Source organism: Thioclava atlantica (assembly GCF_000737065.1).
GTDB classification, from domain to species: Bacteria; Pseudomonadota; Alphaproteobacteria; order Rhodobacterales; family Rhodobacteraceae; genus Thioclava; species Thioclava atlantica.
In genome coordinates this window covers 64,807-82,092 of sequence record NZ_AQRC01000012.1, presented here as the reverse complement: position 1 = coordinate 82,092, position 17,286 = coordinate 64,807, and the positions used below count along the sequence as shown (strand labels likewise).

Annotated in this window: 24 protein-coding genes; 13 read left to right on the top strand and 11 right to left on the bottom strand. The window is 67.2% G+C overall.

Translation table 11 applies throughout. From position 1 onward, the window contains the following. Nucleotides 1-3 precede the first annotated feature (3 nt). Genes DW2_RS14250 through DW2_RS14240 form a run of 3 tightly spaced genes read left to right on the top strand, consistent with a single transcriptional unit; the run spans nt 4 to nt 2,569 of the window. Nucleotides 4-822: a TatD family hydrolase gene (locus DW2_RS14250; RefSeq protein ID WP_038147703.1), complete on the top strand. Its 819-nt coding sequence runs from the start codon at nt 4-6 to the stop codon at nt 820-822. Then, nucleotides 819-1,625 carry an MBL fold metallo-hydrolase gene (locus DW2_RS14245; protein ID WP_038147700.1) on the top strand — a complete coding sequence of 269 codons (807 nt, stop codon included), beginning with the start codon at nt 819-821 and terminating at the stop codon, nt 1,623-1,625. Before DW2_RS14250 ends, DW2_RS14245 begins: the two co-directional genes overlap by 4 nt. Next, on the top strand, nt 1,622-2,569 hold the full coding sequence (locus DW2_RS14240; RefSeq protein ID WP_038147697.1) for an AEC family transporter: 948 nt from the start codon (nt 1,622-1,624) through the stop codon (nt 2,567-2,569). Before DW2_RS14245 ends, DW2_RS14240 begins: the two co-directional genes overlap by 4 nt. Nucleotides 2,570-2,655: 86 nt before the next feature. On the opposite strand, the gene irrA is transcribed toward DW2_RS14240, so the two are convergent. Further along, nucleotides 2,656-3,081 carry an iron response transcriptional regulator IrrA gene (gene irrA / locus DW2_RS14235; RefSeq protein WP_272944431.1) on the bottom strand — a complete coding sequence of 142 codons (426 nt, stop codon included), beginning with the start codon at nt 3,079-3,081 and terminating at the stop codon, nt 2,656-2,658. A 147-nt stretch (nt 3,082-3,228) separates the two neighbouring features. Here irrA and fabA point away from each other — a divergent pair, with 147 nt between their 5' ends. The 4 genes from fabA to DW2_RS14215 all read left to right on the top strand — a co-directional run bounded on the left by fabA (nt 3,229) and on the right by DW2_RS14215 (nt 6,595). After that, on the top strand, nt 3,229-3,738 hold the full coding sequence (gene fabA / locus DW2_RS14230; protein ID WP_038147695.1) for a bifunctional 3-hydroxydecanoyl-ACP dehydratase/trans-2-decenoyl-ACP isomerase: 510 nt from the start codon (nt 3,229-3,231) through the stop codon (nt 3,736-3,738). A gap of 29 nt (nt 3,739-3,767) precedes the next feature. Then, nucleotides 3,768-4,997 carry a beta-ketoacyl-ACP synthase I gene (gene fabB / locus DW2_RS14225; RefSeq protein ID WP_038147693.1) on the top strand — a complete coding sequence of 410 codons (1,230 nt, stop codon included), beginning with the start codon at nt 3,768-3,770 and terminating at the stop codon, nt 4,995-4,997. A 27-nt stretch (nt 4,998-5,024) separates the two neighbouring features. Continuing rightward, nucleotides 5,025-5,813 (top strand): enoyl-ACP reductase FabI, encoded by a 789-nt coding sequence (locus DW2_RS14220; protein ID WP_038147691.1) that lies wholly within the window; start codon nt 5,025-5,027, stop codon nt 5,811-5,813. A 110-nt stretch (nt 5,814-5,923) separates the two neighbouring features. Next, entirely contained in the window at nt 5,924-6,595 is a 672-nt protein-coding gene (locus DW2_RS14215; RefSeq protein ID WP_038147688.1) for a haloacid dehalogenase type II, read from the top strand. Here DW2_RS14215 and DW2_RS14210 read toward each other — a convergent pair whose 3' ends face one another. Continuing rightward, nucleotides 6,596-7,186, bottom strand: a complete 591-nt coding sequence (locus DW2_RS14210; RefSeq protein WP_038147686.1) for a hypothetical protein — start codon at nt 7,184-7,186, stop codon at nt 6,596-6,598. Nucleotides 7,187-7,246: 60 nt separating this feature from the next. On the opposite strand from DW2_RS14210, the gene DW2_RS14205 reads away from it, so the two are divergent. Both DW2_RS14205 and DW2_RS14200 read left to right on the top strand, forming a co-directional pair. Further along, nucleotides 7,247-8,068 (top strand): alpha/beta fold hydrolase, encoded by an 822-nt coding sequence (locus DW2_RS14205; protein WP_038147684.1) that lies wholly within the window; start codon nt 7,247-7,249, stop codon nt 8,066-8,068. A gap of 4 nt (nt 8,069-8,072) precedes the next feature. Next, entirely contained in the window at nt 8,073-8,969 is an 897-nt protein-coding gene (locus tag DW2_RS14200; protein WP_038147681.1) for a DMT family transporter, read from the top strand. Between the two features lie 110 nt (nt 8,970-9,079). Here the strand turns inward: DW2_RS14200 and efp are convergent, their stop codons facing one another. Then, the gene (gene efp / locus DW2_RS14195; RefSeq protein WP_038147678.1) at nt 9,080-9,649 is read right to left on the bottom strand and encodes an elongation factor P; all 570 of its coding nucleotides are present in this window, start codon (nt 9,647-9,649) and stop codon (nt 9,080-9,082) included. Nucleotides 9,650-9,745: 96 nt separating this feature from the next. Between efp and epmA the strand changes: the two genes are divergently transcribed. After that, a complete protein-coding gene (gene epmA, locus DW2_RS14190) occupies nt 9,746-10,774 on the top strand; it encodes an EF-P lysine aminoacylase EpmA (RefSeq protein WP_038147676.1) in 1,029 nt (342 codons plus the stop codon). Between the two features lie 202 nt (nt 10,775-10,976). On the opposite strand, the gene DW2_RS14185 is transcribed toward epmA, so the two are convergent. From DW2_RS14185 to DW2_RS14170, 4 genes are all read right to left on the bottom strand, one after another. Then, a complete protein-coding gene (locus DW2_RS14185) occupies nt 10,977-11,366 on the bottom strand; it encodes a DUF2237 family protein (RefSeq protein ID WP_038147675.1) in 390 nt (129 codons plus the stop codon). Nucleotides 11,367-11,459: 93 nt separating this feature from the next. Then, nucleotides 11,460-11,969 (bottom strand): MarR family winged helix-turn-helix transcriptional regulator, encoded by a 510-nt coding sequence (locus tag DW2_RS14180; protein WP_202900120.1) that lies wholly within the window; start codon nt 11,967-11,969, stop codon nt 11,460-11,462. Between the two features lie 94 nt (nt 11,970-12,063). Next, nucleotides 12,064-12,339 (bottom strand): FAD assembly factor SdhE, encoded by a 276-nt coding sequence (locus tag DW2_RS14175; RefSeq protein WP_038147673.1) that lies wholly within the window; start codon nt 12,337-12,339, stop codon nt 12,064-12,066. Next, nucleotides 12,336-12,716 carry a helix-turn-helix domain-containing protein gene (locus DW2_RS14170; RefSeq protein WP_038147671.1) on the bottom strand — a complete coding sequence of 127 codons (381 nt, stop codon included), beginning with the start codon at nt 12,714-12,716 and terminating at the stop codon, nt 12,336-12,338. Before DW2_RS14170 ends, DW2_RS14175 begins: the two co-directional genes overlap by 4 nt. Nucleotides 12,717-12,841: 125 nt before the next feature. Here DW2_RS14170 and DW2_RS14165 point away from each other — a divergent pair, with 125 nt between their 5' ends. Further along, complete coding sequence (locus DW2_RS14165) at nt 12,842-14,044, top strand: pyridoxal phosphate-dependent aminotransferase (protein WP_038147669.1); 1,203 nt, start codon at nt 12,842-12,844, stop codon at nt 14,042-14,044. Between the two features lie 32 nt (nt 14,045-14,076). Continuing rightward, a complete protein-coding gene (locus DW2_RS14160; RefSeq protein ID WP_038147666.1) occupies nt 14,077-14,478 on the top strand; it encodes a hypothetical protein in 402 nt (133 codons plus the stop codon). Nucleotides 14,479-14,507: 29 nt separating this feature from the next. Here DW2_RS14160 and DW2_RS19130 read toward each other — a convergent pair whose 3' ends face one another. The 4 genes from DW2_RS19130 to DW2_RS14140 form a co-directional block, all read right to left on the bottom strand. Continuing rightward, nucleotides 14,508-15,005, bottom strand: coding sequence for a DUF6647 family protein (locus tag DW2_RS19130; protein WP_051856083.1), 498 nt, complete (start codon nt 15,003-15,005; stop codon nt 14,508-14,510). A 72-nt stretch (nt 15,006-15,077) separates the two neighbouring features. Further along, complete coding sequence (gene ureG, locus DW2_RS14150) at nt 15,078-15,722, bottom strand: urease accessory protein UreG (protein ID WP_038147790.1); 645 nt, start codon at nt 15,720-15,722, stop codon at nt 15,078-15,080. A 9-nt stretch (nt 15,723-15,731) separates the two neighbouring features. Next, nucleotides 15,732-16,400, bottom strand: coding sequence for an urease accessory protein UreF (locus tag DW2_RS14145; protein ID WP_238321336.1), 669 nt, complete (start codon nt 16,398-16,400; stop codon nt 15,732-15,734). Next, nucleotides 16,363-16,857: an urease accessory protein UreE gene (locus tag DW2_RS14140; RefSeq protein ID WP_038147663.1), complete on the bottom strand. Its 495-nt coding sequence runs from the start codon at nt 16,855-16,857 to the stop codon at nt 16,363-16,365. The genes DW2_RS14145 and DW2_RS14140 overlap by 38 nt, the downstream gene beginning before the upstream one ends. Nucleotides 16,858-16,931: 74 nt before the next feature. Between DW2_RS14140 and DW2_RS14135 the strand changes: the two genes are divergently transcribed. Then, complete coding sequence (locus DW2_RS14135) at nt 16,932-17,285, top strand: hypothetical protein (protein ID WP_038147662.1); 354 nt, start codon at nt 16,932-16,934, stop codon at nt 17,283-17,285. Nucleotide 17,286: the final 1 nt, after the last annotated feature.

Sequence of the window (17,286 nt, the reverse complement as noted above, 5' to 3'; positions counted from 1 at the left end):
GTTTTGCCCCTTCCGCCCGAGATCACCGACAGCCATTGCCACCTCGATTTCGCCGATTTCGCGGGCGAGCTCGATCAGGTCGTGGCGCGCGCCAACGCTGCCGGCGTCACGCGCATGGTCACGATCTGCACCAAGCTGAAGAACGAGCCCTCGGTGCGCGCGATCGCCGAAACCCACAAGGGGGTCTTCTACGCCGCGGGCACCCATCCGATGAGCGTCGCCGAAGAGCCGATGGCGTCGGTCGAGGAGCTGGTCGCCCTCGCCAAGCACCCGAAATTCGTCGGCATCGGCGAGACCGGGCTCGACTATCATTACACCGCCGAGAGCGCCGAGGTTCAGAAGACCTCGCTGCGCCTGCATATCGAGGCCGCGCAGGAAACCGGCCTGCCGCTCATCATCCATTCGCGCGACGCCGATGCCGACATGGAGGCGATCCTGAGCGAGGGCATGAAGGCCAAACCCTATAGCTGCGTGATGCATTGCTATTCCTCGGGGCCGCGTCTGGCGCAGGCCGCGGTGGAGATGGGTTTCTACCTGTCGATGTCGGGCATCGCGACCTTCCCCCGCAGCCAGGAGGTGCGCGACATCTTCGCCGCCGCCCCGCTCGACCGGATCCTGGTGGAAACCGACAGCCCCTATCTCGCGCCCCCGCCCCATCGCGGCCGGCGCAACGAGCCCGCCTACACGGCGCTCACCGCGAAGGTCGGCGCGGAGGTGTTCGGCCTGCCGCTCGAGGAATTCGCCGCGGCGACACAGGCCAATTTCGACCGGTTGTTCTGGAAGGCCGCCGAGCATGGCGAGCGCGGGAGCCTCGCCGCATGAGCCGCCTGCGCTTCACGATCCTCGGCTGCGGCTCCTCCGGGGGCGTGCCGCGCATCGGCAATCTCTGGGGCGAATGCGACCCCGCCAACCCGAAGAACCGCCGGCGCCGCTGCTCGATGCTGGTCGAACGGGTGAGCCCCGCGGGCACCACCCGGGTGCTGATCGACACCACGCCCGACATGCGCCAGCAATTGCTGGATGCGGGCGTGGGCGAGCTTGACGGCGTGGTCTACACCCACAGCCATGCCGATCACGTCCACGGGATCGACGACCTGCGCCAGGTCGTGTTCAACATGCGCCGCCGCCTGCCGGTCTGGGCCGATAACGACACCGAATCCGCGTTGCTGGGCCGCTTCGCCTATGCGTTCGTCCAGCCGCCGGACAGCAATTACAAACCGATCTGCGATCTCAACGCGATCCGCCACGAACATGCCTTCGAGGTGAGCGGCGCGGGCGGGGCGATCCCGTTCCAGCCGTTCCGGGTCGAGCATGGCAATATCGACGCGCTCGGCTTCCGGATCGGCGGGCTCGCCTACCTGCCCGATGTCTCCGAGATCCCCGAGCCCGCCTGGGCGCATCTCGACGATCTCGATTGCTGGGTGCTCGACGCGCTGCGCCGCACGCCGCACCCGACCCATGCGCATCTGTCGCGCGCGCTCGAATGGATCGCGCGCGCCCGGCCTGCCAGCGCGGTGCTGACCAATATGCATATCGATCTCGATCACGACGCGGTCGCGGCGGAAACGCCCGAGCATGTGCGCCCGGCCCATGACGGCATGGTGCTGGAATTCCCCGCCCCATGAGCACCCTGATCGACGTCATCCTTCCGGTCTTTCTCGTGCTCGGCTTCGGCTATGTCGTGGCCTGGCGGAAGATGTTCTCCGAGGCCGCGGTCGACGGGCTGATGCGCTTTGCCCAGAATTTCGCGGTGCCGGTGCTGCTCGCGCGCTCGATCGCGGGGCTCGATCTGGGGCAGAGCTACAACTGGCCGATGATGACGGCTTTCTATGCCGGCGCGCTGGTCTCCTTCGCGATCGGCATCACCGGCGCACGGATGATGGGGCGCACCGGGCCGGAAAGCGTCGCGATCGGCTTCGCCTGCCTGTTCTCGAACTCGCTCCTGCTGGGCGTCCCGATCACCGAGCGCGCCTACGGGGCGGACGCGCTGTCGAACAACTTCGCGATCATCTCGGTCCATTCGCCCTTCCTCTACACCGTGGGCATCCTCGCGATGGAGATGGTGCGCTCCTCGGGCTCGGGGGCGAGCCTCGGCCGGGTCGGGCTCAACGCGCTGGTGGGCGTGCTGCGGACCCCTCTGGTGATCGGCATCCTCGCGGGGTTCGCGATCAAGATCGTGACCACGCTGACCGGCATGCCCCTGCCCCACCCGATCCAGGTCTCGATGGACATGATGGCGCGCGCGGCGCTTCCCGCGGCGCTGTTCGGCCTTGGCGGCGTGCTCTACCGCTACCGTCCCGAGGGCGATGCGAAGGCGATCGCGATGGTCACCGGGCTGTCGCTGATCCTGCACCCCGCGATCGCCTATGGCCTCGCGCATTTCGCCTTCAAGGTGGACACCGCGGCACTGCGTTCGGCGACACTGACCGCCTCGATGGCGCCGGGCGTGAACGCCTATCTCTTCGCCAATATCTACGGTGTTGCGCGCCGGGTCGCGGCCTCCTCGGTGCTGATCGCGACGGCGCTGTCGATCCTGACGATCTGGGCCTGGCTGGCGATCCTGCCCTGACACCGGGTCGCTTCGTCACCCGGCCCGTTCACATGACAGCAAAAAGCCCGCCTCGTGGCGGGCCGTTCATGTCCGGTCCTGCCGGATTACGCTCTGCGCACCCGGATCACCACATCCACGCGGGTGATCTCGGTCCCCTCGGGGGCCGCGGGCACCGAGGCGAGCTTGAGCTCCTCGGCGGGCGCATCGGTGAGGTAATTCTCGTCTTCCCAGAAGAAATGCGGGTGATCGTCCATCCGGGTGTCGAAATAGCTGCGCGAGCCATCGACCGTGATCTCGTGCATCAGCCCGGCATCGCAAAAGGCCTTGAGCGTGTTGTACACCGTCGCGAGCGAGACCTTTTCGCCCGCGTCGAGCGCCGCGGCATAGAGGCTTTCCGCCGTCACGTGTCGATCCTTCCCGTCGCCCACCAGAAGCGTCGCAAGCGCGAGCCGCTGCCGCGTCGGGCGCAGCCCGGCGGTCGCCAGCCAGTCATGGCCGCGGCGGTGTTCGGTCGGATTCGTCATTGCCATGGCATTACTCCTCGCTCTCTATATGCGACTTTTCGACTCAGGTTTCAATGGAACTGCACACCCCGCGCCGCGCCGTTACCCTTGCGCCGCTCCGTCGCGCGGTGATAGAGGGATGCAAAAGGACGCCAAAACCGGGAAGGAGCGCCGATGGCAGGGTTTCCGACGAGCTTCGGGAAAGAAGATCTTCTGAAATGTGCACGCGGAGAGCTGTTCGGCCCCGGCAATGCACAGCTTCCGGCCCCGCCGATGCTGATGATGGATCGCATCACCGATATCTCGGGTGATGGCGGTCTGCACGGCAAGGGGCATGTGGTCGCCGAGTTCGACATCACCCCCGATCTGTGGTTCTTCGAATGCCATTTCCCCGGCAACCCGATCATGCCGGGCTGCCTCGGGCTGGACGGGCTGTGGCAGCTCACCGGGTTCAACCTCGGCTGGCGCGGCTGGCAGGGGCGCGGCTACGCGCTCGGCGTCGGCGAGGTGAAGCTCACCGGCATGGTGCGCCCCGATCGCAAGATGCTGACCTACAAGGTCGATTTCACCAAGGCCGTGCAGACCCGCCGGCTGACCATGGGCGTCGCCGACGGGATCGTCGAGGCCGATGGCGAAGTGATCTACCAGGTCAAGGACATGAAGGTCGCGCTCTCCGAGAGCTGACCCCCACGAGACAAGGACAGGAGGCCCATATGCGCCGCGTTGTCATCACCGGGTTGGGCATCGTCTCGCCCATCGGCAATAATGCCGAAGAAGTCACCGCCAGCCTCAAGGCGGGCAAGTCCGGCATCGTCTTCGCCGAGGACTATGCCGAACGCGGATTCCGCAGCCAGGTCAAGGGCCAGCCGCAGATCGTGCTCGAGGACCATATCGACAAGCGCAACCTGCGCTTCATGGGTGCGGGCGCCGCCTACAACTTCATCGCGATGGAGCAGGCGCTGGCCGATAGCGGTCTCGAGGATAGCGACATCTCGAACCCGCGCACCGGCCTGATCATGGGTTCGGGCGGCCCCTCGACCTCGAACTTCTTCGAGGCGCACCGCATCGTGATGGAGAAGGGTTCGCCCAAGCGGATGGGTCCGTTCATGGTCACCCGCTGCATGAGCTCGACCAACTCCGCCTGCCTCGCCACGCCGTTCAAGATCAAGGGCGTGAACTACTCGATCACCTCGGCCTGCTCGACCTCTGCGCATTGCATCGGCAACGCTGCCGAACTGATCCAGATGGGCAAGCAGGACGTGATCTTCGCCGGCGGCGGCGAGGAACTCGACTGGACCCTGTCGTGCCTGTTCGACGCGATGGGCGCGATGTCCTCGAAATACAACGACACCCCCGAACTCGCCTCGCGCGCCTTCGACGCCAAGCGCGACGGGTTCGTGATCGCGGGCGGCGGCGGCGTGGTGGTGCTCGAGGAGCTCGAGCATGCCAAGGCGCGCGGCGCGAAGATCTATGCCGAGCTGACCGGCTACGGCGCGACCTCGGACGGCTACGACATGGTGGCGCCCTCGGGCGAGGGCGGAGAGCGCTCGATGCGCCTCGCGACCTCGACGCTGCCCGAAGGCCGCAAGATCTCCTACATCAACGCCCACGGCACCTCGACGCCCGCGGGCGACGTGACCGAGGTGGAGGCCGTGCGCCGCGTCTTCGGCGAAGGCAATGTGCCGAAGATCTCCTCGACCAAGTCGCTCACCGGCCATTCGCTCGGCGCGACCGGCGTGCATGAGGCGATCTATTCGATCCTGATGATGAAGAACAACTTCATCGCGGCCTCGGCCAATGTCACCGAACTCGACCCGGCCATCAAACCGGAAGAGATCGCGACGCAGCGCATCGACGATATCGAGCTCGACTCGGTCCTGTCGAACAGCTTCGGCTTCGGCGGCACCAATGCCTCGCTCGTGATGAGCAAGTATCGCGACTAACGACCACAAACGGCGGCAGGGACGGGAATGGCGGAACTAATGAAGGGCAAGCGCGGCCTCGTGATGGGGGTCGCCAACGAGCGCTCGATCGCCTGGGGCATCGCGAAGGCACTGGCGGACGAAGGCGCAGAGCTCGCCTTCTCCTATCAGGGCGAAGCGTTCGGCAAGCGCGTGGAGCCGCTCGCGGCCTCCGTGGGCTCGTCCCTCCTGCTCGATGTCGACGTCAATGACGACGCCTCGATGGATGCCGCCTTCGCCAGGCTGAAGGACGAATGGGGTTCGCTCGATTTCGTCATCCACGCGATCGCCTATTCCGACAAGACCGAGCTCGCGGGCCGGTTCATCAATACCACCCGCGACAATTTCAAGAACTCGCTCACGATCTCCTGCTACAGCTTCATCGACGTGGCCAAGCGCGCCTCGGAGCTGATGAGCGAGGGCGGCTCGATGATCACGCTGACCTATATGGGCTCGCAGCGGGTGACGCCGTTCTACAACGTGATGGGCGTCGCCAAGGCCGCGCTGGAATCGGCGGTGCGTTACCTCGCGGCCGATCTGGGCCCCGAGGGCATCCGCGTGAACGCGATCTCGCCCGGCCCGATGAAGACCCTCGCGGGCGCGGCGATCGGCGGCGCACGCAAGACCTTCCGCCATACCGAGGCGAATGCACCGCTGCGCCACAACGCGACGCTCGAGACGATCGGCGGCACCGCCGTCTATCTGTGCTCGGATTACGGCGCCTGCACGAGCGGAGAGATCATCTCGGTCGATAGCGGCTATCACGTCATGGGCATGCCCGCGGCCGAAAACCTCTGATCCTGCCCCTGCCCTGCACGGGTTTGCGGGGCAGGCTTTCCTCCTTTTGCGCCACATCGCATTGCACCCGTTCGCATAGCGGGTAGATTGACGCAGGGGAGGAATTGCCAATGTCCATACAGCTTTGCGTCTTCGACGCCTACGGTACGCTTTTCGACGTGGATGCCGCCGCGCGCGAACTCGCGCATGAGGAGCCGCGCCTGACCGAGATCTGGCCGCGCCTGGCGGCCGATTGGCGGCGCAAGCAGCTTGAATATTCCTGGCTGCGCGAGATCATGGGCGATTACGTCGATTTCTGGCAGCTCACCCGCGACGGTCTCGACTGGGCGATGGAGGCGCAGGGGCTCGACGATCCGAACCTCGCCGATCGGCTGATGGCGCTCTATCGCGAGCTCTCCGCCTTCCCCGAGGTCCCCGCGATGCTCGAAGCCTTGCAGCATCGCGGCATCGGGCGCGCGATCCTGTCGAACGGCGCGCCCGAGATGCTCGACGCCGCGGTTCATGCCGCCAAGATCGGCCATCTGCTCGATGACGTGATCTCGATCCACGAGCTGCGCCGCTACAAGCCCGCCGCCGAGGTCTACTCGATGATCGCCCGGAAGATGGGCGTCTCTCCCGAGGAAACCGCCTTCATCTCCTCGAACGGATGGGATGCCGCCGGCGCGTCGAAGGCGGGCTTCCGGGTGCTCTGGGTCAATCGCGGCGGCGCTCCGCTCGAACGCCTGCCCTACAAGCCCGCGGCCACCCTGCGCGATCTGCGCGGCGTCCCCGACTGGATCTGATCAGTCCTTCATCTGGCGCAGCGCATCCCGAAGCTTTTCGGTCTGCGCGATAAAGCCCTCGGCATCGGCATAGTCGACGAAATCGCGGTAATGCCGATGCTGCGCCTTCAACCGGCGGGAATGCTTGATCGGGCACCAATATTGCTCGGTCCGCCCCGCGACCTCGCGGACATAGCTCAGAAGCCCGTTGCAGTAGCCGCAATAGATGCAATTGAGCTTCTGCAACCCGTTGAGATAGGCCAGATGCTGGCGGTCGATCGAAATATGATCCGCCCGCTTCACCTTGGCGATCTTGTAGACCGGAAAACAGACCGCCTGATAGAGCGTGACGCAGAGGTCGAGCAGCGCGAACGGCGCCAGCAGCCCGTAGACGAATGGGGTGGTGAGAACGAAGAGCGGCCGGGTCCGGCTCATGAACGTCCAGAAACCGACCCGCGCCCGGCGATGGGCCTCGCGGACCTCGCGCTCGAAGACCACCCGGTTATGCTCGAGCCGAAAGGCCATCGCCTCGCGGCGGCGGTCCCATTCCTGCTCGATCTCCTCTTCGAGCTGGTTGAGCCGCGCTTGCAGTTTCTCGAGCGTCTCGGACATGGCGATCTCCTTTCAACGCACTATGATCGCTGGCAGAGCCGCAATCCAGAGGAGACGCGCATGAACTTCTTCACCGCCGATGACGGGGCGAAACTGGCCTATCTCGACGAGGGCACGGGCGTGCCCGTCCTCGCCTTGTCGGGCCTGACCCGCAACACGCGCGATTTCGACTATGTCGTGCCGCTCCTCGACGATGTGCGGCTGATCCGGATGGACTATCGCGGGCGCGGACAAAGCCAATGGACGGGCGAGGCCACCTACACCGTCCCGCGCGAGGCGAAGGACGCGTTGCAACTGCTCGATCATCTGGGGCTGGAGAAGGCCGCGATCCTCGGGACCTCGCGCGGCGGGCTGATCGGGATGTTCATGGCCGCGACCGCGAAGGAGCGCATGACGGGGCTCTGCCTGAACGATGTCGGCCCGGTGCTCGAGACGGACGGGCTCCACAAGATCTTCGACTATATCGGGCGCAACCCCGCGGCCCGGACCCATGCCGAGATGGCCGCAAAGCTGCCCGAGGCGATGAAGGGCTTCGAGGGCGTGCCCGAGCGCCGCTGGCAAGACGAGGTGCGCCACCATTACGTCGAGACCGAAACCGGGCTGAAGATCAATTACGACCCGGAATTGCGCGAGGCCTTCCTCGCCGCGTTCAAGGAGGGCGTCCCCGAAGCCTGGCCGCTTTTCGACGCCGCCGACGGTCTGCCGCTGGCGCTGATCCACGGCGCCAATTCCGACCTGCTGAGCGATGCGACCTGCGCCGAGATGCGCCGCCGCCGTCCCGACATGATCTATGCCAAGGTGCCCGGCCGCGCCCATATTCCCTTCCTCGACGAGCCCGAGGCGCTCGAGGCGCTGACGGCATGGATTGCGAAGCTCGGCTAGACTCATGCCCGAGGCGCGCGTCACCCTCATCGCCAGCGCGATCACGCTGGCCATGGGCGCCTTCTGGGGGCTCTACTGGCTGCCGGTGCGCGCGCTCGACGCGCGGGGCCTGCCCGGCGCTTGGGGCACGCTCGCGATCACGCTCTGCGCGCTTGGCGTCCTCGCCCCCGTCGCCCTCGCCCGCCGCCGCGAGATCGGGCGCGGCGCGCCCGTCGCGCTCGTCTCCATCGCGCTCGGGGGCGCCGCCTTCGCCCTCTATTCGATCGGGTTCGTCTATGGCCGCGTCGCGCTGGTGATCCTGATGTGGTTCCTCACGCCGGTCTGGTCCACGCTGATCGGGCGTTTCGTGATGGGCTGGCCGACGCCGCGCCTGCGCTACCTGGCGATCATGGTCGGGCTTGGCGGCCTCGCGCTGATGCTCGGCGCGGGAGACGGTCTGCCCCTGCCGCGCGATCTCGGCGAATGGATGACGCTCGCAGGCGGCGTGCTCTGGTCGATCGCCACCACCGGCATCCGCGCGAAATCCGATCTCGGGGCGCCCGCCTCCGCCTTCGTCTTCGCGCTCGGCGCAACGCTCGTCACCCTCCTGCTCGCCCCGTTTCTCGAACCGCTCCCGGCCCCTGACGCGGTGCGGGACCTTGCGCGCACCGTCTCGCTCGCGCTGGTCACCGGGGCCCTCTGGTGGGGGCTGTCGCTCGCCGCCTTGATGTGGGCGACGGTGCGGCTCGAACCCGCCCGCGTGGGGCTCCTGCTGATGACCGAGGTTCTGGTCGGCGCTCTATCGGCCGCGTTTCTCGCCGGGGAGACGCTCTCGCCGATGGAACTCGCGGGCGGGCTGCTGGTGCTGGGGGCGGGGCTGCTGGAGCTCTGGCCGCTGCGCGAAGAGAGGGGCACAGGCTAACGCGCGGGCGACGTGGCGCTCCTTGGCGCGGGACGGGCAGCCTCTGGCCTTCCGAATGAGAGAAGGCGCCCCGCAGGACGCCTTCCCCGTAACCCGATGGAGCCGAAGGATCAGTCCTTCGCGCGCTCCTGATAGGTGCTGTCCTCGGTGTTGATCACGATCCGGGTGCCCACGCCGATATGCGGCGGCACCATTACGCGGATCCCGCCGGTGCAGATCGACGGCTTGTAGGAGGAGGACGCGGTCTGGCCCTTCACGACCGGCTCGGTCTCCTCGACCTCGACGGTCACCTTCTGCGGCAGTTCGATCGCGATCGCGGCTTCCTGGAAGGTCTTGAGATAGACGCGGATACCGTCGCGCAGGAACACTTTCGCATCGCCGATCACGTCCTCGGGCACCGCGATCTGCTCGTAGCTCTCGGGGTCCATGAAGTGGTAGCCTTCGCCGTCCTCGTAGAGGAAGTCGTATTCCTTTTCCTCGACATGGGCGCGCTCGACCTGCTCGGTCGTCCGCCAGCGCTCCGACACCTTCGTCCCGTCCGAGATCCGGCGCATGTCCACCTGGGTCACCGGGGTGCCCTTGCCGGGATGGATGTTCTGCGCCGAGAGCACGACATAGAGCTTCTCGTCGATTTCGAGCACGTTGCCCTTGCGGACCGAAGAGGCGATGACTTTGACCATTGCGTTCCCTTGTGGAATTGGAAAACGGGCTCTGGCGCCCGGGCTGCAGGTCGCCTAAACCATTTGCGCCCCGATTTCCAGCCTGAAAGGCTTGCCATGCCCCCGTTCTGGAGCCCCGAACGCCATGCCGACCGCCGTCCCGCACTGCTCGCGCGCAACCGCATCCAGGCCGCGATCCGCGCCTGGCTGGCCGAACAGGATTTTGTCGAGGTGGATCCCTGCGCGCTGCAGGTGAGCCCGGGTAACGAGGCGCATCTGCACGCATTCGCGACCGATCTGATCGGCAATGACGGGCAGGCGCGGCGGATGTATCTGCATACCTCGCCCGAATTCGCGATGAAGAAGCTGCTCGCGGCCGGCGAGCCCCGCATCGCCGCCTTCGCCCATGTCTGGCGCAACCGCGAGGCGGGCACGCGCCACAGCCCCGAATTCACCATGCTCGAATGGTATCGCGCGGGCGAGGATTACACTGCGCTGATGGCCGATTGCGCGGCGATCCTGCGGCTTGCGGCGAAGGCGGCGGGGTCGTCGGTGCTGCGCTACGGCACGGCCGAATGCGATCCCTTCGCCGAACCCGAACGGTTGGGCGTCGCCGAGGCCTTCGCGCGTCATGCCGGGATCGACCTGCTCGCGACCTGCAAGGGCGCCGAGACCGATGCGGGGGCCCTGCGCGCGCAATGCGACGCGGTCGGTTTTCCGGTCGCCGCGGATGACGGCTGGGCGGACATGGTCTCGAAGATCCTCGTGGCGCGGGTCGAGCCGCATCTGGGCCATGGCCGCGCAACCATTCTCGACCGCTACCCGCTGGCCGAGGCCGCGCTGGCCCGGCCCGCCCCCGACGATCCGCGCGTGGCCGAACGCTTCGAGCTCTATGCCTGCGGGGTCGAACTTGCCAACGGCTTCGGCGAGCTGACCGACCCGGCCGAGCAACGCCGACGCTTCGAGGCGGACATGGATCTCAAGGAGCGCCTCTATGGCGAGCGCTACCCGATCGACGAGGATTTCCTCGCCGCCCTCGAGATCATGCCCGAGGCCTCCGGCATCGCGCTCGGCTTCGACCGGCTGGCGATGCTCGCGACCGGCGCGCCGAAGATCGAGGACGTGATCTGGGTGCCGGTGGGATAAGGGGGCTCGGCGGGCCCGGACCAGGGTGTCCCCGAACGTTCGCCAACGCCCCCGTGCCCGGCCCGATCGCCTCACACCATCCCCTTCGACGCTCCTGCCTTGAGAAGGTCGGGCGGAGCGCCACCGGCGCGTCCGAGCCGGGGAAAAAGGTGAAATCGCCCAGAACGCGAGACGCCCCGGCGCCTCGGGGCCGCCCCTCCCGTCAGCCCTTCGGTGCCTTGCCTTCCGCCGCATGGGCCGCAAGCACCTTGAAGGGCACCACGCGCAGCGCGTCGCGATGGGTCGAGGCCAGCATCACCTGGGGCGCGCAGCCTTCCTCCACCGCTTCGAGGAAACGCGAGGCGCACAGGCACCAGCGGTCGCCCGGCTTGAGCCCCGGGAATTCGACATCGGGGCGCGGCGTGCTCAGATCATTTCCGATATAGGCTGACCAGGCCAGGAACTCGGCGGTCATCACCGCGCAGACCGTGTGGCCGCCCGCATCTTCCCAGCAGGTATTGCAGCTGCCATCGCGGAAAAAGCCCGTGCGGGGCCGGAACGAGCAGGGCTGCAGGGCTCCGCCCAGCACGTTGATCGCCTCGTACATCTGCATCGCCCGCCCTCCTCGGGCGCAAGATTGGGCGATGCGCGGGGGCATGGCAAGGGGCGGGAGACGCAACGTGGCGCGCGTACCCCGCGGCGCATGTCAGTAGATGTAGCGGATCTGCTCGGTCCAGTAGCGTTCGATCCGGCGCAGCGTGTGGTTCATCTCCTCCATCGCCTCGAAGCCGATGACGCCGCGCGCCTCCATCCCCGAGGCGTGGCGTTCGAACAGCGCCGCGACCGTGTCGCGCAGAGCCCGCCCCTTCTTGGTCAGCCGCACCCGCACCGAGCGCCGGTCGATCTCGCAGCGCTGGTGGTGCATGTATCCCGCCTCGACCAGTTTCTTGAGATTGTAGGAGACGTTGGAGCCCTGATAGTAGCCGCGGGTCTTCAGCTCGCCCGCGGCCACCTCGTTTTCGCCGACATTGAACAGCAGCAGCGCCTGTACCGGGTTGATCTCGAGGATGGCGAGCCGTTCGAACTCGTCCTTGATCACGTCGAGAAGCAGGCGGTGCAGCCGCTCGAGCAGCGCCAGGCTGTCCAGGTAACCCGCCATCAGCCCGGGCGCCGCCGGGACGGGCATCATCTCGCTCGCAGTTTTCTGCACCGTCATCTCATTCTCCGCCGGTTTTCCCGCTCCTTGGGGCGAGAGTTGCGGAAAATGGGAAAAAAACCGTTAAGCCGCCCGAGACCGGACGGCGCGGGGCTTACGCACGGGTGATATGCCGCTCGCGGGCGAAGTTCCCGATCTCGGTCAGCAGATCGAGATACTGCGGCGGACAGGGCTGCGCGCCCGAGACCCAGGGGTAGAGATCCTGGTCGTTTTCCTCGAGCAGCCGGTCATAGAGATCGAGCGTGGGTTCGTCGAGCTCGGCCAGTTTCGCATCCGCATAGGGCCCGAGGATCAGGTCCATCTCCTTGATGCCGCGGCGCCAGCTGCGCATCCGCATCCGCTTGAGCCGCGCGTCACGGGTCTCGGTCATGCCTCTTCTCCCGACAGCAATCTCTTCTCGAGCCGTCCGAGCCGCGCATCGAGCTCTTCGAGGCCGGCCCGCACTTCGCGGATCTCGCGCACCAGGGCGCGCTCCGCCCCGGCATCTGCCACCGTCTCGGGCGGGCCGTCAAGCCCCTCGCCCTCGCCCGTCAGGAGCCACATCAAGGTGACGTTGAGCATCCCCGAGAGCATCTGGAGCCGGTTCGCGCGCGGCTCGGCCACGTCGTCCTCCCAGGCCTGCAGCGTCTCGAGCCGCACGCCGATTTTCCGCGCCAGATCCTCCTGGCTCAGCCCCGCCGCCTCGCGCGCACCTGCAAGACGATCCCCGAAGGTCGCCGAGCTGTCGCCATACCAGTCATCGCTCATCGCCGCTCTCCCGCTGTCGCTGGCCCGCTTGCACCTGCCCGCTCGCACTTGCCCGCTTGCACTTGATCGCCTACCCGGCCAACCCTAAGAGTTCGGGAGACGAGTTACAAACCGGAGACGACCCGATGGCCTTTCTTTCCGACACGCTCGCGCGGGTGAAGCCGTCGCCGACCGTCGCGATGACCGGCAAAGTCGCCGAGCTGCGCGCGCAGGGCCATGACGTGATCGGCCTCTCGGCGGGCGAACCCGATTTCGACACGCCCGAGAACATCAAGCAGGCCGCCGTCGCCGCGATCGTCGCCGGAAAGACGAAATACACCGCCGTCGACGGCATCGCCGAGCTGAAACAGGCGATCTGCGCCAAGTTCGCCCGCGAGAACGGCTTGTCCTATGCGCCGTCTCAGGTCTCGGTCTCCTCGGGCGGCAAGCAGGTTCTGTTCAACGCGCTGATGGCGACGCTGAACCCGGGCGACGAGGTGGTGATCCCCACGCCCTACTGGGTCAGCTATCCCGACATGGTTCTGATCGGCGGCGGCACGCCCGTCTTCGTGCAAGGCGATCCCGCGCAGGGCTACAAGATCAGCCCCGAGGCGCTCGAGGCCGCGATCACGCCCAAGACCAAGTGGTTCCTGTTCAACTCGCCCTCGAACCCCTCGGGCGCGGCCTATTCGCGCGACGAGCTGAAGGCGCTGACCGATGTTCTGATGCGTCACCCGCATGTCTGGGTGATGACCGACGACATGTATGAGCATCTCACCTTCGACGGGTTCGACTTCACCACGCCCGCGCAGGTCGAACCGGGGCTCTACGACCGCACGCTGACCGTCAATGGCGTCTCCAAGGCCTATGCGATGACCGGCTGGCGGATCGGCTATGCGGCGGGCCCCGAGCCCCTGATCGCCGCGATGCGCAAGGTGCAGAGCCAGTCCACCTCGAACCCCTGCACGATCTCGCAATGGGCGGCCGTCGAGGCGCTCAACGGCCCGCAGGGCTACATCGCCACCTCGCGCGCGGCCTTCAAGCGCCGGCGCGATCTGGTGGTCGCCGGGCTCAATGCCTGCCCCGGCATCACCTGCCCCACCCCGCAGGGCGCCTTCTATGTCTACCCTTCGATCGCGGATTGCATCGGCAAGACCTCGGCCGGGGGCAGCAAGATCGAGACGGACGAGGATTTCGCCACCGCGCTGCTCGAGGAAAACGGCGTCGCTGTCGTCTTCGGCGCGGCCTTCGGGCTTTCACCGAATTTCCGCATCAGCTACGCTACGTCGGATGATGTCCTGACCGAGGCCTGCGCACGCATCAAGGCCTTCTGCGAGGGGCTTCGATAAGGCCCGGAACGGGCCAGCGGGGAGAGCGGCGCATGGGCGATCTGCCGGAGTATTATTTCCGGGTGAAGGAAAACGGCGCGACGGTGTTTCGCGTCGATACCGAGAACCGGCAGCGTCGGATCGAGATGGACCCGCTCGCCAATGTCAATGTCCGCAATGGCGAGATCAAGCCGCAGGGCGAGCGCGAACTGAGCGCGCAGGACCGCGCCGAGATCGAGGCCTGGATCGCCCGCCGCCGCGCGGTGCTGGCCGAACGCGACGTTGACGACATCGCGCGCACGGTCGATCAGCTCAACCTCGTCGCCCAATGGGCGCAATCACGTGCGAGCGACGCCCAGCTCGAGGAGATCACCGACGCGCTGCTCATGGCGATGCACGATCTGCGCACGGTTCTGGTGCGCAAGAAGGCCGAACGGCTGAGCGCGGAGGGCTGAGACCGCCGCACGGCGTCGCCCGCCCCCCCTCACGGATGATGATCGGAGAGGCAACGCGCCTCGATCTCGATCCGGAACCAGTTGAACCCCGCCTCGATCCCCCGCTCGGCCAGCCATTGCTCCTGCAATCGGTAGGCTTCGGGCTCGGTCGCCGCCGCACAGGGCCAGTCCCGCGCCGCGAACTGCGCGCGGTGGATCAGCTCATGCAGCAGCGAAGACAGGTTCCGGGGATCGCTTGCCGACCAGGGCAGCACGAGGAAGATGCGGTCGTTGCGCAGGTCGTAGGCGGCGCGCAGCTCGGAATCGACCACCACGTCGTGCCCCTCATAGGCGATCACCTCGCCGGTCTGGCACAGGAAGATCGGAGGCGGGCCGAGCGCGCTGGCGGCATAGTCGGAATGGCGCTCGATCCACCGCGTGAGCTCCGCGATCTGTTCGGGCGCCACCTCGAGCGGCAGCGGCGCCGGGCAGCCCGGCGCGAGGTTCGGCGCGATGGCGAGACAGAGGGACGCAGCAGCCCGGATCATCGAAAGCCCCCCGAAGCGAGGGGCTACGATAGCAGGCGCGCGCCGCGATCCGAACTGAGCGGAACCGGAAGATCAGGCGCTGGCGGAGGCGGAAGCGGGGGCCGGGCACAGCTCCAGCCCGCCCTCGCGGCACAGGAAATCGACGATTTCGTCGATGCCCTCGCCGCGGCGCAGCTTCGCCATGACATAGGGCCGCGTGCCCCGCGCCTGTCGCGTATCGGCCTCGAGCAGCTCCAGATCGACCCCCACATGCGGCGCGAGATCGGTCTTGTTCACCACCAGCAGATCCGATTTCGCGACCCCCGGCCCGCGTTTGCGCGGGATGTCCTGTCCGGCCGCCGTGTCGATCACATAGATCGTCAGATCGGCCAGTTCGGGGCTGAAGGTCGCGGCGAGGTTGTCGCCCCCGCTCTCGATCAGCACCAGCTCCAGATCGGGGATCTGCGCGTTCAGATCGGCAATGGCGGCAAGATTGATCGAGGCGTCCTCGCGGATCGCGGTATGCGGACAGCCCCCCGTTTCCACGCCCCGGATCCGCTCGCCCGGCAGGACCTGCGCGCGCATCAGCGCCTCGGCATCCTCGCGGGTATAGATGTCATTCGTGACCACCGCCATCGAGACCCGCGCCGCCAGCGCCCGCGCGAGCTGTTCCGTCAGCGTGGTCTTGCCCACGCCCACCGGTCCGCCGATCCCCACCCGCAAAGGTCCGTTGCCCATCATCTCACCTCAAGTCTTGAACAGACGCACGTCGAGCGTCTCATGTTGCATCGCCGAGATCTCGGCGCGAAAGGCCGAACTGGCCAGATCGGCAAGCTCCGCCGCCTCCGCCCGCACAGCCAGCGCCGCGATCCGTTCATGTTGCCCGCCCAGAACCCGCTGCCCGGCGATCTGCCCCAGCGGAACGAGCCGCACCGCCGCCGAGACGAGGTTCGACGCGAAGGCATGCAGATAGAGCGAAACCGTCTGCGCCGCGGGCAGATCGAGATCCCGCGCCGCCTCGGCCACCGCGACCGGCAGGGCGCGCGCGGGAACCTCGGCGCCCCGCAAGCCCGCCTGCGCCAGCGCGAAGGCCGTGCCCTGCTCCACCGTCTCGCGCAGCCGTTCGCCCGAGCCCGCGAGCGCGCGCGCCACCGCATCGAGCTGATCGGGATCGCCGCCCCTCAGCCCGCAGCCCAGAAGGACCGCATCGCACCAGCCCGCGCCAAGCTCGATCACATCCTCCAGCCAGGCCGCGAAGCTCTCCGCATCATGCACCTCGCCCGCCGCCACCGCCTGCTCGAGCCCGTGCGAATAGGCGAAGGCCCCGGTCGGAAAGGCCGGGGAGAGCCATTGCATCAGCGCAAGCGGTGCGGTGGGATCAGGCATGGTCGTGATGATCGTCGTGGCCGTGGTCATGCGAATGACCGTGATCGTGGCCCATCGTGCGGCCCGTCCCGTATGCGCCGCCCTCGGGCTGGAAGGTTTCCACCCCCGGCGACACCTCGGCGCCCAGGCGCTTCAGCATCGCCTCGAGCACGTGATCGGCGCGGATCACCAGCCGCTCCGCCTCGATCTGGCAGGGCGTGTGGCGGTTGCCGATATGCCAGGCGAGCCGCGCCAGATCGCCGGTCACGACCAGCACCGGCTCGAGCGCCGGACGCACCTCGATGCAGCGCCCGTCCCCGAGCACGAAGGCCTCGCCGCCCACGAGATTGGTCACCTCGGGCAGATCGACGAGGAACCCCTTGCCCGACGCCGCCACCAGCCGCTTGCGGCGCAGGAAGCGTCCCTCGTAATCGAGCGCGACGTGATCGACCGCTTCCGACCAGGCGCCCGCGGGCGCGACCGAACCGGCTCTGGGGTAATCGCTCATGATCGCGTCTCCTTTAACTGTTTCTCAAAAGAGTGGCGGCAGGCTTCTCGTGTTCGGATCAAAGGAGACACCGCATGCTGCACCGCCGCGCGCCCGCCGATGAGCTTGCCCATATCCGCTCCGAAATCGCGCGGTTGCGCCGCCGCGAGGCGGAGTTGCGCGAGGCCTATCTGACCCAGCCCGACATGCCGCGGCTCGGGCGCTGGAGCCGGGTGGAGATCGTCACCCAGAGCCGGCAGGTGCTGGAGCCGCGCCTGCTGCCCGAGGCGATCCGCAGCGATCCCGCCTTCCACCGGATGAAGGTGACGCGGGTACTGCACACCCTTCCCCATAGCGCGCCGGCGCCGCGCCATCCGATGCTGGCAACGGTCGACGGGCATCTCGCCGCCGCACCGGGACTTGCTGTGACCCTCTGCGAGCTGCATTGAC